Source organism: Bradyrhizobium sp. 930_D9_N1_4 (assembly GCF_052076015.1).
Taxonomy (GTDB): domain Bacteria; phylum Pseudomonadota; class Alphaproteobacteria; order Rhizobiales; family Xanthobacteraceae; genus Bradyrhizobium.
The window spans coordinates 2,237,073-2,253,830 of the sequence record NZ_CP197236.1 but is presented as its reverse complement, the minus strand read 5'-3'; the positions used below and the strand labels follow the sequence as shown (position 1 = coordinate 2,253,830).

Below are 16,758 nucleotides of genomic sequence, written 5' to 3'. Positions count from 1 at the left end.
ATGATCGCAATTCGTAGGGTGGGTTAGCCGAAGGCGTAACCCACCTCTTTGCTTTCCGTTGGAGCAGAAGCGGTGGATTACGCTTCGCTAATCCACCCTATGGTTCAGGGCTACCCGCCCGCCCAGACGTCCAGCACATACCGGTTCTTTGCACCCATCTCGTCGATCCAGCGCGCGCTCGCGGCCGCATCGCTGCCGGTCTTCTCGCGATGGATCGCGACCAGCGCGGCCTTCACGTCCGGCTCCATCTTGCTGCCGTCGCCGCAGACATAGATGATCGCGCCCTGCTCGATCAGCGGCCAGACCGTGTCCTTCTGCGCGGCGAGGACGTGCTGCACATAGGTCTTCGGTCCATCCGCGCGCGAGAACGCCGTGAACAGCTCGGTGATGCCGCTGGCCGCCAAGGTCTTCAGCTCGTCCGCGTACAGAAAATCCTGGTCGGGATGGCGGCAACCGAAGAACAGCATGGCCGGACCGAGCGCAGCGCCTGTGGCTTTGCGCGCCGCGCGCTCCTGGAGAAAGCCGCGGAACGGCGCCAGTCCCGTGCCCGGGCCGATCATGATAACAGGCACAGACGCATCATCCGGGAGCCGGAAGCCGGCCTTGGTCTCGCGCACGGTGGCGTAGATCGCATCGCCCGATCGCCGGTTGGCGAGATAGTTCGAGCAGATGCCCTTGTAGGTACCGCGCCCGGAGGCCGCCGGCCCCTCGACCACGCCGACCGTGACGCTGCAACGGGACGGATCGACCGACGGCGACGACGAGATCGAGTAATAGCGCGGCGCCAGCAGCGAGAGCATTTCCAGATAGACGTGGAACGGCAGCTCGCAAGCCGGATATTCGAGCAGCATGTCGAATACCGATTTGCGCCTGGCCAGAATTTCGCCGCGGTAGCGCTCGAGCGGCTCGGCCTCTTCACCCACGAAAGCGAGCAGCTTAGGCTTGGTGACCGGGCAGCGGGTGTGCTCGGCCATGATCTGGATCTGCTTCCGCGTCGCCACCTGTTGCAGCTCGACGAACTCGCTGAGCAGGCGGCCGACCGACACGGCATTGCCGACCGGCAATTGCGCGCGGCGACCCTCGGAGACCTGAAGCCTGATCTGGTCCGCCGGCAGAAAGCCGAAGCGGCGGGCAACCGAGTCCACCAGCGTCGGGTCGTTGCGCGGAACGACGCTCAGATGATCGCCGACGCGATAGGTGATGTTCGACGGCAGTTGCACCTCGATGTGGCGCGTCGAGCGCTCCGACGGATTGGCGCCGGACTTGTTCTGAAGCTCGTCATTGGCCAGCACCTTCATCGCGACAGCACCGCCCTGGGCCACGATGGTGTTGACGGCGGTCACCGCGACGGGCTCGATCGCGTAGAGCGGATCGTCCTCGGCGGTGCGGGTGAAATTCCAGTCGATGCCGAACTCCTTGGTGGCGACCTGAGCCGCGGCCGGGAACCATTTCTGGAACTGGCCGTCGAGATCGCTGCGCGCATCGCCCTCGCCGCGCGGATAGATCGCGCGTGCGCCATGCTTCGACAATTGCTCGTCGATGAAGCGCGGCACTGATTGATAGGTCGCGGCCCAGTCGCTGTTGCCGCAGCCGAACACGGCGTAGCGGACATTGGCAAAGGCATCTTTCGGCAGGTCCTCGCCGAGCCACTTGACGAATTGCGACGCATTGTCCGGCGGCGCACCGTTATAGGAAGCGCAGATGATCAGCACGCCGCCATCATGCGGCAGCTTGCCGACGTAATCGTCGAGCGGCCCGAGATGCACGGCGAAGCCGTTGATCTCGGCAAGGTCGGCCATGCGCGTTGCAAGCTCCTCGGCGGTGCCGAGATTGGAGCCGTAGAGCACCAGCATCGGCGTGTTATGGCCGGGCCGCGTGGTCGGCTGGCGCGGCGCCCTTGGCCCCGAAGACGCCGTTGCCACAGGCCCGCCATAGGCGCCGCGCTCGCGATCGACGCGCGGCCGCACCTTGATCTTGAAGCCTTCCGGCTTCATCGTCAGCGTTTCCTTCAAATGCATCTGGTAACGCTGATGGTCGATCAGCTTGAAGCGCTGGAGGATCATGCCGAGCGCGAGCGCGGCCTCGTGCATGGCGAAGCCGCGGCCGATGCAGGCGCGCTGGCCGTTGCCGAACGGCTTCCAGGCATTGATCGGCCGCTTGGCCTCGGCTTCCTTGCTGAAATTCTCGGGATCGAAGGCATCCGGGTTCGGACCCCAAACCGAGGGATCGCGATGCAGCGCCGTCACCAGGATGGTGGTGAACGTGCCTTTCCGGAGCTTGTACTTGCCGCCGCCAATGGTCTCGTCGTTCAGCGGCGAGATGCCGTAGGCCGGCGCCGGCGGCCACAGCCGCAGCGACTCCTTCAAGATCTGCGTGATGTAGGTGAGCTGCGTCACCTGCTGGTAGGTCGGCTTCGCATCGACGTTGGGACCGAGGACGCGATCGACCTCGTCATACGCCTTCTTGAGAATGTCCGGGTGCTTGAGCAGCGCATAGATCGTGCACGACAACAAGCCGCTGGTGGTCTCGTGGCCGGCGATCAGGAACGTGTTGATCTGGTAGCGGATGTTGACGTCGTCGAGCTGCTCGCCGGTCGAGCGGTCGACGCCCGTCATCATCGCGGCGAGCATGTCCTTCTTGTCGTCGAGCGCATCCGCGTTCTTGCGCCGCTCGGCGATGATTTCGTCCACCATCTTGTTCATGAAGGCGACGTCTTCGCCCATGGTCTTGCGCCGCTTCTGCATCCAGAGCTGCTCGAGCGGCAGGCCGCGGGTCATCATGATGGTTTCGAGCGAGCGCACGAGCGACTCGACGAAGGGGTGATAATCACCCCGGTAGAACGAATTGAAGCGGTACTCGAAACCGCACAGACCGATCGTATCAAGCGTCAGCGCCGTCATGTCGTGGACGACGTCGATCTCGTCGTCGGCGTTGAGCCGGTCCCATTTGCTGACGAGCTGCTCGGCGATGTCGACCATGCTCGGGTGGTAGGACTGCATCGCGCGGTTGCCGAAGGGCTGGAGCAGAATGTTATGCGCCTTGCTCCAGTTCGGTTCCCTGGTGTCCGCCGTGAACAGGCCGTCGCCGCCCACCGCGCGCACGCGCCGCAGCGCGCCGCGCACCGTCTTGTCGAAGCGCTTCTCGTCGGAGAGCTCGTCGACGAGATCGTGGCCGGAGACGACGACGATCGGCGAGCCCATCATGTCGAGCCAGAAGATCGGGCCGAGCTCCTTGGCCAGCCGTGTCAAATGCTGCACGGGCGCTGCCGAGTCCAGCGACAGCATGTTGCCGACGACAGGTTTGGTCGGCGGCTGCGGGATCGGGTCCAGACGGTTCTTCGATGACATTAAAAGTGCTTCCCCTGCCTCGATCTTTTCTGCCGTCATTGCGAGCGAAGCGAAGCAATCCAGAAAATTTATCCGCGGTTACAGATCTGGATTGCTTCGTCGCTTCGCGCCTCGCAATGACGAGTTTGCAAGTGACGAATTAGCCAAACCGCCTTCTACGCCATTCGATCAGCTTGGCACTGACCTCCTCCGGCTTCTCTTGCTGCGTCCAATGGCCGCTGTCCTTCACGAGATACTTCTCGAGGTCAGCGACCAGCTTCTCCATGCCGTCCGCCGCGGAGGGCGGCAGCACCGCATCGTTCTCGGCCATGATCATCAGCGAAGGCACGTGGATGTTGTGATCCAATCCCTTCGCGCGCTCCCAATTGCGGGTGAAATTGCGATACCAGTTGATGCCGCCCGTGAAGCCGGTTTTCGTGAAGGTGTCGACGAACACCTTCTTCTCGTCGGCCGACAGGATTGGCGTACGCGGATCGTGCCTTGCATCATAGGCCGCAATCATTTGCGGGAAAGCCAGATTGGTTTTCGACGAAGCGCGGACGCCCGCGATCGGCGGCTCAGCCGATTTCTCTGCCGGCCGCGCCAGCGGCTTGCGCATGAAGGCGTCAAACGTCTGCTCGACGCGGCTGCCGAAGATCCTGTCCGGCTCGCGCGCGGGATCCTGGAACTGGACGATGTACATCTGGTCGCCGAAGCGCTGGCGGAACAGCGCGACCGGGTCGATCGGCGCGCGATCCCAATGCGGGGTGTTGACGCCGACCACGCCGGCGACGCGCGCGGGATGGCGCAGCGGCATCTGCCAGACGACGAAGCCGCCCCAGTCGTGGCCGACGAAGATCGCCTTGTCGATCTTCAAATGATCGAGCAGCCCGACGAGATCGCCGGTCAGCTGCTCCATGTCATAGGCCTCGACCGGCTCGGGCCGGTCCGACACGCCATAACCGCGCTGGTCCGGCGCGATGACGCGGATGCCGGCTTCGCTCAGCGCCTTGATCTGGTGGCGCCAGGAGAAGGCGAGCTCGGGCCAGCCATGGCACAGCACGACCGGCGGCGTGTCCGTGACCGGGCCCGCCTCGTAATAGCCCATGCGGATTCCGTTCGTCTGCGCGAACTTGAGCGGCGGCATTTCAATCATCATACGCTTCCTGCAAGCTTCTTATTCTGCCGCGCCCTTGATGTCGGCTGCGGGCGGCGCATAGGCCGCTTCGAGCGCGGCAAACTCCTCCGGCAGCATGTCGCACATCACCTGCACATGCGGAATGATGTTGGCGCCGACAATGAAGCCGAAATCGAGCTGGTCCCGATAGCTCTGCACGGTGATGTTGAGCGCCTGCCCGTGGGTCGAGATCGAGACCGGGAAGATATGCAGCAACTCGGCGCCGGCGGCATAGAGCGTCTGCCGCGGTCCCGGCACGTTGGACACCGTGATGTTGGCCGCCGGCGGCAGCACGTCCGACAGATTGGAGCGGCTGTAGAGCAGCGCCAGGATCTGCACCATGATCGGCGCGCCCAGCATCGAGATGTTGGAGACCTGGGGCATCAGCGCGCGCAGGGGATGCGACATCTCCTTGGACTTGGTCGATTGCGCGATGATGGCTTCCAGCCGCGCCTTGGGATCGTCAATGTTGGTCGCGATCGCGCAGATCATGCCGAAGACCTGGTTGTTGGCCTCGGTGTTGCCCTCCTCGCGCAGCGAGATCGGCACCGCCGCGGTCAGCGATTTCGCCGGCAGCGTGGCGTATTCCTTGAGATAGCGCCGGACCACGCCGGAGGCGAGCGCGAGCACCACATCGTTGAGCTTGCCGCCGGCGAGCTTCGCCAGCGCCTTGGAGCGCGACAGCGAGATCGACACGCCGGCAAAGCTTCGCTCCGAGGAGATCGTCTTGTTGAGCATGGTGGGTGGCGACACCATGCTGGCGAGGCTCTCCCGCGACTTGGGATCGGAGACCTTGCCGAGCACCTCGGAGACGCTCTTGACCATGGTCGGGATGTTGCCGGCGAAGCGCACCGCGCTCTCGATCTGGTACATCGCATTGTCGAACAGGATCGAGCCGATGTCGCTCTTGCCGGTGCGCGGCAGTTGCAGGTTCTTCGCCGCGGCCGACGCATCGAGCGGCTGAGTGAAGAGCTGCTGATAGGAATCGAGCAGGTTCGCCGCGATGTCGCGCGGCTCCTGACCGGGCTTGCTCCCTGCCGCCGGCGGGTCGACCTGGCGCGGGACCGGCGAGATGTCGTAGATCATGTTGGTCAGCGCCGCACCCGCGCCGCCGTCGATGGCGGCATGGTGCATCTTGGAATAGAGCCCGACCTCGTTGTCCTTCATGCCCTCGAAGACGTAGAACTCCCAGAGCGGGCGGGCGCGGTTCAGGAGCTTGGCGTGCATCCAGCCGACGATGCGCTCGAGCGTGGCGCGGTCGCGCGGCTGCGGCAGGCTGGCGCGGAAGATATGACGGTCGATATCGAACTGGTCGTCCTCGACCCACGAGGGATGATCGATGTCGAGCGGCGCCTTCTCCAGGCGTGCTTTGAGGATCGGCGCGATATGCAGGCGCGAGACGATCATCGCCTTGAAGTCTTCGAAGAAGTCGCCCTTGTAGTCGTCAGGCAGGCGAAAGATCGCCATGCTGCCGACATGCATCGGCATCTCCGGCGTTTCCAGATAGAGAAATGATGCGTCCAGCGACGACAGCTTTTTACCGTCAGCCATAGTTCCCTCCGCTAATTTTGACGGGCGCCTTTGCCGGCGCTTCTCGTCAGGCCGATACTGCCTGTTCCGGCGGGGCATATGCAATGGCAAACGGCCCTGCCCGGTCAAATGGCCAGAATTCCCCCTCCGGTTGCGCCAGGCGGTCCGCCACGGCCCACAGCGCCGCGGGGTTCACGCCGAGCCCGATATGGCTCGCCAGATGCACCTCGATGTTCTCGGCGCGGTCGGAGGGACGCAAGAGACAGGTCCGCCAGTTCACGACACCATCGGCGCGCGAATAGACCGACGTCGCCGGCACCGGAAGATCGCCGGCGATCGCCTCGCGCAATTCGGCAAAGTCCTCGACCCGCTCGCCGGACAGCGCTTCATAGAGCCGCGTGGCGTTGGTCGCCCGCACATCATTGGCAAACGGGCTGCCGAGCGTGACGACGTAGCGGACCATCTCGGGCGCCTGCAGTGCGAGATCGCGGGCGTAGACGCCGCCGAGGCTCCATCCGACCAGGCTGACCTTGCGCCCGCTCGCGGCGTGGATTTCCGCAAGGCGCGTGCGCAGGGCCTCCCGCATCCGCCCGAGACCACCGAGATTGCGGCCCATCCGCCAGGCATGCGCCTCATAGCCAAGTGCGCCGAGATAGCGCCGCATCGGCGCCATCGAGAGGTCGCTGGCGAGAAAGCCCGGCAGTGCCAGCACCGGATGGCCGTCGCCTTTCGGCGCGCGCATCAGGAGCGGCGACAGCATCACGCTGGCGTTGAATTCAAACAGGCTGCGGGCCTCGGCAAGCAACAGACCAAGGCTCGGCGGACGAAGCCGGCCCGGCGCCTGCGGCCCGTCCGGCGCGGGCGACATTACTTCTTCTTGTCGCTGCTGCGAGAGCCGCCGAGGCCGGCCATGGTGACGAACATGTCCTGAAACCGCTCGGCGATCTTCGGATCGAAGGTGAACCAGCTCTGGATCAGCGATTCCGGCGAGACCTTGTCGATGTTGGACATCATCTGCTGCTGCAGCTTGTCCATGACGGCAGTCTGCATCGGCATCACGTCGGGGAGTCCGAAGAACTGGCGGGCCTCGAGGGGGGTGCAGTCTATTTCGATATTAACTTTCATGTCCCCTCCGGATGAGATTCGAGCGGCGTCACACAGTATCGCCGCGACACGGTGTGCAACGCAAGCGACCTGAGGCGGGTGGCCGGGCGCCGGTTTCCGCGATCGGCGGATATGGTCAATCAAAATCCGCCTCTCGCCCCAGGGATCACCGGGCAGCATTGCTGCACAGCGGCGCAACTTGGCGCGTTCCTTGCTGGAATGGCGCTTGCACGGGTCGAGAACTCTGGGCAACATGGATTGGGTCGCCGGCCGAACAATCAAAAATCACGGCGCGGCAGAGTGGAGAGGGTCAAGAATGTCAGTCGGTCGAACTCTGTTTGCGGCGACGCTCGCCGGTATGCTTGCGGTTACGGTTTCGCCGGCGTCGAGCCAGACGCTGCGTTATGCCAACCAGGGTGACCTGAAGTCGCTCGACCCCTACTCGCTGAACGAGTCCACGACCCACGCCCATCTCGGCCACGTCTATCAAGGCCTGACCGCGCGCGACAAGGACCTCAAGATCATCCCGGCGCTGGCAGAAAGCTGGGAAACTCCGGAGCCGACCCGCTGGCGCTTCCATTTGCGCAAGGGCGTGAAGTTCCACAACGGCGACCCCTTCACCGCCGACGACGTGCTGTTCTCGGCCGACCGTGTCCGCAATAAAAACTCCAACATGCAGACCCGTCTCGCGCCCAACGTCAAGGTCGTCAAGGTCGACGACTACACGGTCGATTTCATCCTGCCCTCGCCCAATCCGATCCTGCATTCGTCCTGGGACGTCTGGTACATCATGGACAAGAAGTGGGCCGAGGAGAACAAGGCCGTCGAGCCGACGCCTGTGTCCGCGACCTCGCCGAGCTACGCCTCGCTGAACGAGAACGGCACCGGTCCCTTCATCATCGAAAGCCATCAGCCCGGCGTGAAGACCGTGTTCAAGGCCAACCCCAATTACTGGGGCAAGATGGAAGGTAACCTGAAGGAGATCATCTTCACCCCGATCGCATCCGACGCAACCCGCGTCGCCGCGCTGCTCTCGGGCGAGGTCGATGTCATCGAGCCGGTACCGATCCAGGATATCACCCGCGTCGATTCGAGCCCGAACGCGCAGGTACTGAAGGCGCCTGAGCTCCGAACCATCTTCATCGGCTTCGACACGGTTCGCGACGAGTTGCTCTACTCCAACATCAAGGGCAAGAATCCGTTCAAGGACGTCAAGGTCCGCGAAGCCTTCTACAAGGCAATCGACATCGAGCTGATCAAGACGCGCGTCATGCGCGGGCTGTCGACGCCGTCGGCACTGATGATCGCTCCCGAATTGTTCGCACTGTCCAAGGACTTTACGCGGCCGAAATTCGACCCTGACGGCGCCAAGAAGCTGCTGACCGAGGCCGGCTATCCCGATGGCTTCGAGGTCACCATGGATTGCCCGAACGATCGCTACGTCAATGACGCCGCGATCTGCCAGGCCGTGGTCGGCATGCTTGCCCGCATCGGCGTCAAGATCAATCTGCTGGCACAGCCGAAAGCGCAGTACTTCGCCAAGGTGCTGAAGCAGGGCGGCTACCAGACCTCGTTCTTCATGCTGGGCTGGACGCCGAGCACGATGGACTCGCACAACGTGATGAATGACATCATGGGCTGCCGCGACGATGCGAAATCATCCCGTGGCGAAGCCAATCTCGGCGGCTACTGCAATAAGGAGTTCGACGCTCTCACGGACAAGGTGCTGGTCGAAGCCGATACCAACAAGCGCAATCAGATGATCAAGCAGGCCTACGAGATCAGCATCAAGGACTGGGCCTACATCCCGCTGCACCAGCAGGCGCTGGCCTGGGGCGTATCGAAGAAGGTGAACCTGCCGCAGCGCGCCGACAATCTGGTCATGTTCCACTGGGCGACCAAAAAGGAATAGCGTTCGTTCAACACGAGGTCCCGGCAGCGTCAGGCTTCCGGGACCTTTCCTTTTCAGGCTGACAACGACGTCGACCAAACGCACACCCAAGGATAGTGGAAGGCATGCTCGCTTTCACTCTTCGCCGCGCCCTTCAGGCCATCGGCGTCATGTTCGCCGTCGGTATCATCGCGTTCTCGATGTTCCGCTTCGCAGGCGACCCCGTTAACCAGATCGTCTCGATCGACACGCCGGCGGCCGAACGCGAGGCCGTGCGCAAGTCGCTCGGCCTCGACGATCCCGTGCCGGTGCAGTTCGTGCGTTATTTCGGCAATGCCGCGCAGTTCAAGTTTGGCGTCTCCTATCAGTTCCGCCAACCGGTCTCGGCGCTGTTGATGGAGCGGATGCCCGCAACACTCGAACTCGCGATCTGCGCGACCGTGTTTGCCATGGTGCTCGGCATCCTGATGGGCGTCTATTCGGCGCTGAGGCGCGACACCGTGCTCGCCAAGTTATTCCAGGCGGTCTCGCTGATCGGCATCTCGCTGCCGACTTTCCTGATCGGCATTCTCCTGATCTATTTGTTCGCGGTGACATTGGGCTGGTTGCCCTCGTTCGGCCGGGGCGAGGTGGTCAAGCTCGGTTGGTGGACCACAGGCCTGCTCACACTGTCCGGGTTGAAGGCCTTGATCATGCCCTCGATCACGCTCGGCCTGTTCCAGATGACGCTGATCATGCGACTGGTTCGCGCCGAGATGCTGGAGGTGATGCGGACCGACTATATCCGCTTCGCCCGCGCGAGGGGACTGACCACCCGCGCCATCCATTTCGGCCACGCGCTGAAGAACACGCTCATTCCCGTGATCACGGTGGCCGGACTGCAATTTGGCTCGGTTATTGCATTTTCGATCATCACCGAAACCGTGTTCCAGTGGCCGGGCATGGGGATTCTGTTCGTGCAGGCCGTGCAAAACGTCGATATTCCGATCATGGCCGCCTACCTGCTGATGGTCTCGCTAATCTTCGTGACCATCAATCTGGTGGTCGACATCCTCTACACCGTGGTCGATCCGCGCCTGCGCTCGACTGTCGGCCGCGCCACATAAGGCAGCCTGCATGTCCGACACAGTCGTCTCCAATTCCGGCAAACCGAGCGCGTCGCCGGCGCATGCTCGCAGCTGGCTCAGCCGCGCGCTCGACAGCGACGTCTTCTATTCGTTTCGCCGCTCCAGGCTGACCATGGTGGCGGCGGCCATCACCGTGCTGTTCTTCCTGCTCGCAATCTTTGCGTCCTGGCTCGCGGTCCAGAACCCGTTCGATCCGGCGCAACTCCAATTGATGAATTCGCGTATTTCGCCGATCTGGACCGCCGACGGCCAGAGCCCGTTCCTGCTCGGTACCGACGAGCAGGGCCGCGACGTGTTCTCCGCCATCCTTTACGGCATGCGCATCTCGCTCGCCGTCGGCGTGGCCGGCGTGATCTTCGCAGGCGCGCTCGGCATCGCCCTAGGCCTGATCGCCGGTTATTTCGGGGGCGCGGTCGATGGCGTGATCATGCGGATCGCCGACGTGCAGCTCACCTTCCCCGCCATCCTGATCGCGCTGCTGGTCAACGGCATCGCCAAATCGATCCTCGGCAACCGGCTGGATGCCACCAGCATGCTGGTGGTGCTGGTGGTCTCGATCGGCCTGAGTTTCTGGGTCGGGTATGCCCGTACGGTGCGCAGCTCCGTGATGGTCGAGAAGAACAAGGACTATGTGGCCGCCGCGCAGCTGATCGGCCTGCCCGCACCGAAAATCATGTTCCGTCACGTGCTGCCGAACACGATGGGCCCTATCCTGGTCATCGCCACTATCAACCTCGCGCTGGCCATCATCACGGAAGCAACGCTGTCCTTCCTCGGCGTCGGCCTGCCCGATACCATGCCGTCGCTCGGCACGCTGATCCGCATCGGCAACAATTATCTGTTCGCGGGCGAATGGTGGATCGTCGCCTTCCCCGGAATCGCGCTCGCCGCACTGATCTTGTCGATCAACCTGCTCGGCGACTGGCTGCGCGACGCTCTCAATCCAAAACTTCGATGAGCGAGCTTTCGATGAATATGCGTCGCCTATGACCGATCCCATCCTCTCCGTACGCAGCCTTCAGGTGGAGTTCACCTCCCGCCGCGGCACGCTGCGCGCGATCGACGACGTCTCCTTCGACATCGCCAAGGGTGAGGTGCTGGGAGTCGTCGGCGAATCCGGCGCCGGCAAGTCCGTCACCGGCCTCGCGGTGATCGGCCTGATCGATCCGCCCGGCCGCATTGCGGGCGGCGAGATCCGTCTCGCCGGCCTGCGCATCGACAATCTGCCGCCTGAGGAAATGCGCCGCGTCCGCGGCAAACGCATCGGCATGATCTTCCAGGACCCGCTCACCTCGCTCAACCCGCTGTACAGGATCGGCGACCAGATCGTCGAGACGATCCGGACCCATCTCAATCTGTCCGAGACGGCCGCGCGCCGCCGCGCCATCGACCTGCTTGCCGAAGTCGGCATCCCGGCGCCGGAGAAGCGCATCGACGGCTATCCCCACGAATTCTCCGGCGGCATGCGCCAGCGCGTGGTGATCGCGCTCGCGATCTGTGCCGAGCCCGAATTGATCATCGCGGACGAGCCGACCACCGCGCTCGACGTCTCCGTGCAGGCGCAGATCATCTCCCTGATCAAGCGGCTTGGCCGCGACCACGGCACCGCGGTCATGCTGGTGACCCACGACATGGGCGTGATCGCGGAGGCCTCGGAACGCGTCGCAGTGATGTATGCCGGGCGCATCGCCGAGATCGGCCCCGTCCAGGACGTCGTGAGAAATCCGCTGCATCCCTATGCAAAAGGCCTGATGGGCGCGATCCCGACGCTCGCAGGCGACGACAAGCGCCTCGTGCAGATCCCCGGCTCGATGCCACGGCTGTCGGCAATCCCCCGCGGCTGCTCGTTCAATCCGCGCTGCGCATCCGCGTTCGACCGCTGCCGCGTGGAACGGCCGGAGCCGCTGCCGCGCGGCGCGCAATCGGTCGCCTGCCATCTCTACGACAGCGTGCCGGCGGAGAGCGCGGCATGAACGCGCCCTTCGTCCAGGCCACCAATCTGCGCCGCGTCTTCGACGTCTCGAAACCCTGGCTCAACCGCGTGCTCGAAGGTGGTCATCTCGAATATCTCAAGGCCGTCGACGGCGTGACCTTCGACATCAGGAAGGGTGAGACTTTTGCCCTGGTCGGCGAGTCCGGCTCGGGCAAGACCACGGTGGCACGGATGGTCGTCGGCCTGTTGCCGCCGAGCTCCGGCGACGTCCTGATCGACGGCGTCTCGATGACCGACCCGCGGCAGGCGCCGGCACGGCGCAAGCTGCGCCGCCGCATCCAGATGATCTTTCAGGATCCCTACGCGAGCCTGAACCCGCGCTTCCGCGTCGATGCCATCATCTCCGAACCGATCCGCGCCTTCGACCTGATCCAGGGCGAGCGCGACATCCAGGCTCGGGTCGGCGAACTACTCAGCCTCGTCGGCCTGCATCCCGACGACCGACTGAAATTTCCACACGAATTCTCCGGCGGCCAGCGCCAGCGCATTGCGATTGCGCGCGCACTCGCCTCCGACGCCGAGTTCATCGTCTGCGACGAGCCGACCTCGGCGCTCGACGTCTCCGTGCAGGCGCAGATCCTCAATTTGATGCGCGATCTCCAGGACAAGTTCGGCCTGACCTACATGTTCATCAGCCACAACCTCGCCGTGGTCCGCCACATGGCGAGCCGCGTCGGCGTGATGTATCTCGGCCGCATCGTCGAGATCGCGGAAGGCCGCGAGCTGTTCGCCCGTCCCCGCATGCCCTACACCAAGATGCTGCTTGGCGCAGTGCCTGACCTCGCCATGTCTGGCCGCCAGCGCATTCCGGTGAAAGGCGAGATCCCCAACCCGATCAATCCGCCGCCCGGTTGCGCCTTCAATCCGCGCTGCCCGCTGGTGTTCGATCTCTGCCGCAAGGAAGCTCCTGAACTGATCGACGGCGTCGCCTGCCACGCCGTGAAGACCGCGCCGGTCCCGGCGTGACGCGCGCGTGCCATGCGGCCTGCGCATTGGCGGCGCGGCATCGCCTGTGATCAATTGCCCGCGCGATAAACAAGGTAGCGAAGTTCCATGGCCAGTAATGTCAATCCCGATCCGTTCACGACGCGCCCCGAGATCGAGGGCACCTTCGGGGTCGTCGCGACCACACACTGGATCGCGACCGCCGTCGGCATGGCCATCCTCGAAAAGGGCGGCAACGCCTTCGATGCCGGCGTCGCCACCGCCTTTACGCTCCAGGTGGTCGAACCGCATCTGAACGGCCCGGGCGGCGACGTACCTGTGATCGTGCATGACGTGAAACGCGGCCGCACCGAGGTGATCTGCGGCCAGGGCCCCGCCCCGGCGCGCGCCACCATCGCGCACTACAAGAGCGAAGGCCTCGACATGGTGCCCGGCACCGGCCTGCTCGCGGCTTGCGTCCCCGGCACGTTCGAATCCTGGATGATGCTGCTGCGCGACTACGGCACGATGCGCGTGCGCGACGTGCTGGAGCCCGCGATTTCCTACGCGCGCGACGGCTATCCGCTGGTCGAGCGCGCCTGCGCCACGATCCAGACCGTGGAGCAATTGTTCCGCAAGCACTGGCCGACTTCGGCTGCGATCTATCTGCCGAACGGCGAGGTCCCGAAGCCCGGCACGCTCTTCACCAACAAGACGCTGGCCGCAACCTACACACGGATCCTCAACGAAGCCGAGAGCGGCGGGGGCGGTCGCGATGCCGAGATCGAGCGCGCGCGAAAGTCCTGGTCGCAGGGCTTCGTTGCCGAAGCCATCGACAAGTTCTGCCGGACACAAGAGGTGATGGACGTCAGCGGCTCGCCGCATCGCGGCGTGCTCTCGGCCGACGACATGGCGCGCTGGCAGCCGACCATCGAGGCGCCGCTGACCTACGATTACGGCCGCTACACCGTCTGCAAGGCCGGCGTCTGGAGCCAGGGTCCTGTGACGCTGCAACAGCTCGCATTGCTGAAAGGTTTTGCGCTCGACGGTCTCGATCCCACCGGTCCCGAATTCATCCATCTCCAGATCGAATGCGCCAAGCTGGCGTTCGCCGACCGCGAAAAATTCTACGGCGATCCCAAGTTCAGCGAGATCCCGATCACGACGTTGCTGTCGGATGCCTATAATGACGAACGCCGCAAGCTCGTGACCGAGAAGGCTTCGCTCGATCTCCGGCCTGGCGAGGTCGAGGGCCTTGGCGGCGTGGTCAAGCTGCGTCGCGCTGAAGGCCAACGCGAGGCTGTTGGCGCGCTCGGCGCCGGCGAACCAACCGTAGGGCGCTTCGGCGAGGTGCGCGGCGACACCGTGCATTTCGACATCATCGACAAGGCCGGCAACATGGTGTCCTCGACGCCGTCGGGCGGCTGGCTGCAATCCTCGCCTGTCATTCCGGAGCTCGGTTTCTGCCTCGGCAGCCGCGCACAAATGTTCGATCTGGAGGAGAACCAACCCGGTTCACTCGCGCCGGGCAAGCGTCCGCGCACGACGCTGTCGCCGACCATGGCGCTGCGCGACGGTGAACCGTATCTCGCCTGGGGCTCGCCCGGCGGCGACCAGCAGGACCAGTGGATCACACAGTTTTTCCTGCGTCACGTTCATTGCGGTCACAATCTCCAGGAGGCGATCGACGCGCCGGCTTGGCACTCCGAACATTTCCCGATCTCGTTCTGGCCGCGCACCGCGCGTCCCGGCGTGCTCGTGGTCGAGAATCGCGTGCCCAAGGCGACGATCGAGAATTTGCGCGAGCGCGGGCACATCGTGGAGGTCGGCCCCGACTGGTCCGAAGGACGCCTCACCGCGGCCTCGCGCGTAGGTCGCCGCCGCCGCGCCGCCGCCAACCCGCGCGGCATGCAGGGCTACGCGGCAGGACGCTAGAGGCAGCACATGACCTGGTCGATCATCGCGCGCGATCCTGCCACCGGCCAGTTCGGCATTGCGGTCGCAACCCGCTTCTTCGCCGTCGGCGCGCGGGTGCCCTACATCGCGGCCGGCCTCGGCGCCATCGCGACCCAGGCCTTCGTCAATCCCTATTACGGCATCGACGGCGTCAAGCTGCTCCGTGAAGGCTTGAATGCACACGACGTTCTCGCCGCACAGCTTGCGACCGACGACGGCCGCGAGAGCCGGCAGATCCACATCATGGATGCCAGCGGCGAGATCGCCGCGCATACCGGGCGCGACTGCGTCGACTGGTGCGGGCACGTCGCGGGCAGCGGTTTTTCGATCGCCGGCAATATGCTCGCAGGCGCCGACGTACTCGACGAGACTGCAAAGACCTACATCGCCAATGACAGCCTGCCCTTCCCGCGCCGCCTGCTCGCCGCAATGCGGGCGGGCGAAGCCGCCGGCGGCGACAAGCGCGGCAAGCAGTCGGCGGCGCTCCTGATCCACGGCGAGGAGGAATGGCCGGCCCTGGACATTCGTGCCGACGACCATGCGGACCCAATTGGCGAACTTGAGCGGCTCGAACGCGTCAGCCACGAGCTCTGGGTGCATTTCCGCGGCTCGATGCCGACCCGGCAGAACCCTGCGGGCAACACCGATCGCAAGATCATCGACGCCAGCATCGCCGCGGCACGCGCAAGGCGCGCATGAACACGAGCCCTCTCATCGAGATCAGGGATCTTCGCATCCGATTCCACGGCGACGACGGACGCGTCACCCACGCGGTCGACAGTGTCGATCTCAGCGTCGCCAATGGCGCCACGCTCGGCCTCGTCGGCGAATCCGGCTGCGGTAAAAGCGTCACGTCGCTGGCGATCATGGGCTTGCTGCCGAAGCAGAGCGCGGAAATATCAGGCGCGATCCGCTTCGACGGTTTTGACCTGCTGAAGACCTCGGACCAGACGCTGCGCGACCTGCGCGGCAACCGGCTGGCGATGATCTTTCAGGAGCCGATGACGTCGCTCAATCCGAGCCTCACCATCGGCGACCAGATCACCGAGACCATTCTGCGCCATCGCGGCGGCTCACGCCGCAGCGCGCGCGAGCGGGCAATCGAGCTCCTGCGCCGCGTCCACATCCCCTCGCCCGAGCGGCGGATCGACGAATATCCGCACAAGCTCTCCGGCGGCATGCGCCAGCGCGTGATGATCGCGATGGCGCTCGCCTGCGATCCTCGCCTGCTGATCGCGGACGAGCCGACGACCGCGCTGGACGTCACGCTTCAGGCTCAGATTTTGGAGCTGATGCGCGAGTTGAAGGCGGCGAGCGGCGCCGCCATCATCCTGATCACGCACGACCTCGGCGTGGTCGCCGAAGTCTGCGACGAGGTCGCCGTGATGTATGCCGGCGAGATCGTCGAGCGCGCACCGGTGGATGAGCTGTTCTCCATGCCGCAGCATCCCTACACCGTCGGCCTGCTCGGCTCGATCCCGCGGCTCGACCATCGCGCGGACCAGCTCGCGACCATCGAAGGCATGGTGCCGAACATGATGCAGCCACCCGCCGGCTGCCGCTTCGCCGCGCGCTGCCCCTTCGTGCTGGACGCCTGCACCGAGGCGCCGCCGCCGCTGGTCGAAATCAGCCCCGGCCACCTCTCGCGCTGCATCCGCGCGCCGCTCGAACTGCTGGTGTCGTGATGGCGTTGCTTTCCTCCCTCTTGCCCCGGGCGCAGCGCAGCACAA

General features: G+C 64.5%; 13 protein-coding genes. 8 read left to right on the top strand and 5 right to left on the bottom strand.

Annotated elements, in window-relative coordinates; all coding sequences use genetic code 11:
• Positions 1-110: 110 nt before the first annotated feature.
• The 5 genes from AB7532_RS10475 to AB7532_RS10455 form a co-directional block, all read right to left on the bottom strand.
• On the bottom strand, positions 111-3,347 hold the full coding sequence (locus AB7532_RS10475) for a bifunctional cytochrome P450/NADPH--P450 reductase (RefSeq protein WP_441234712.1): 3,237 nt from the start codon (positions 3,345-3,347) through the stop codon (positions 111-113).
• A 139-nt stretch (positions 3,348-3,486) separates the two neighbouring features.
• Positions 3,487-4,482, bottom strand: coding sequence for an alpha/beta fold hydrolase (locus AB7532_RS10470; protein ID WP_441239237.1), 996 nt, complete (start codon positions 4,480-4,482; stop codon positions 3,487-3,489).
• A gap of 21 nt (positions 4,483-4,503) precedes the next feature.
• Entirely contained in the window at positions 4,504-6,054 is a 1,551-nt protein-coding gene (locus tag AB7532_RS10465) for a wax ester/triacylglycerol synthase family O-acyltransferase (protein ID WP_441234711.1), read from the bottom strand.
• A gap of 46 nt (positions 6,055-6,100) precedes the next feature.
• Positions 6,101-6,901, bottom strand: a complete 801-nt coding sequence (locus AB7532_RS10460; RefSeq protein WP_441234710.1) for an esterase/lipase family protein — start codon at positions 6,899-6,901, stop codon at positions 6,101-6,103.
• Positions 6,901-7,158, bottom strand: coding sequence for a DUF6489 family protein (locus AB7532_RS10455; RefSeq protein ID WP_212081149.1), 258 nt, complete (start codon positions 7,156-7,158; stop codon positions 6,901-6,903). Before AB7532_RS10455 ends, AB7532_RS10460 begins: the two co-directional genes overlap by 1 nt.
• A gap of 295 nt (positions 7,159-7,453) precedes the next feature.
• Here AB7532_RS10455 and AB7532_RS10450 point away from each other — a divergent pair, with 295 nt between their 5' ends.
• From AB7532_RS10450 to AB7532_RS10415, 8 genes are all read left to right on the top strand, one after another.
• Positions 7,454-9,049 (top strand): ABC transporter substrate-binding protein, encoded by a 1,596-nt coding sequence (locus tag AB7532_RS10450; protein WP_441234709.1) that lies wholly within the window; start codon positions 7,454-7,456, stop codon positions 9,047-9,049.
• Positions 9,050-9,153: 104 nt separating this feature from the next.
• On the top strand, positions 9,154-10,134 hold the full coding sequence (locus tag AB7532_RS10445) for an ABC transporter permease (RefSeq protein WP_441234708.1): 981 nt from the start codon (positions 9,154-9,156) through the stop codon (positions 10,132-10,134).
• 10 nt (positions 10,135-10,144) lie between these two features.
• A complete protein-coding gene (locus AB7532_RS10440; RefSeq protein WP_441234707.1) occupies positions 10,145-11,113 on the top strand; it encodes an ABC transporter permease in 969 nt (322 codons plus the stop codon).
• Between the two features lie 28 nt (positions 11,114-11,141).
• The gene (locus tag AB7532_RS10435; protein WP_441234706.1) at positions 11,142-12,128 is read left to right on the top strand and encodes an ABC transporter ATP-binding protein; all 987 of its coding nucleotides are present in this window, start codon (positions 11,142-11,144) and stop codon (positions 12,126-12,128) included.
• Positions 12,125-13,114 carry an ABC transporter ATP-binding protein gene (locus tag AB7532_RS10430; RefSeq protein WP_441234705.1) on the top strand — a complete coding sequence of 330 codons (990 nt, stop codon included), beginning with the start codon at positions 12,125-12,127 and terminating at the stop codon, positions 13,112-13,114. The genes AB7532_RS10435 and AB7532_RS10430 overlap by 4 nt, the downstream gene beginning before the upstream one ends.
• Before the next feature lie 87 nt (positions 13,115-13,201).
• On the top strand, positions 13,202-15,007 hold the full coding sequence (locus AB7532_RS10425) for a gamma-glutamyltransferase family protein (protein ID WP_441234704.1): 1,806 nt from the start codon (positions 13,202-13,204) through the stop codon (positions 15,005-15,007).
• 9 nt (positions 15,008-15,016) lie between these two features.
• Positions 15,017-15,727, top strand: coding sequence for a DUF1028 domain-containing protein (locus AB7532_RS10420; protein ID WP_441234703.1), 711 nt, complete (start codon positions 15,017-15,019; stop codon positions 15,725-15,727).
• Positions 15,724-16,713: an ABC transporter ATP-binding protein gene (locus AB7532_RS10415; protein WP_441234702.1), complete on the top strand. Its 990-nt coding sequence runs from the start codon at positions 15,724-15,726 to the stop codon at positions 16,711-16,713. The genes AB7532_RS10420 and AB7532_RS10415 overlap by 4 nt, the downstream gene beginning before the upstream one ends.
• Positions 16,714-16,758 lie beyond the last annotated feature (45 nt).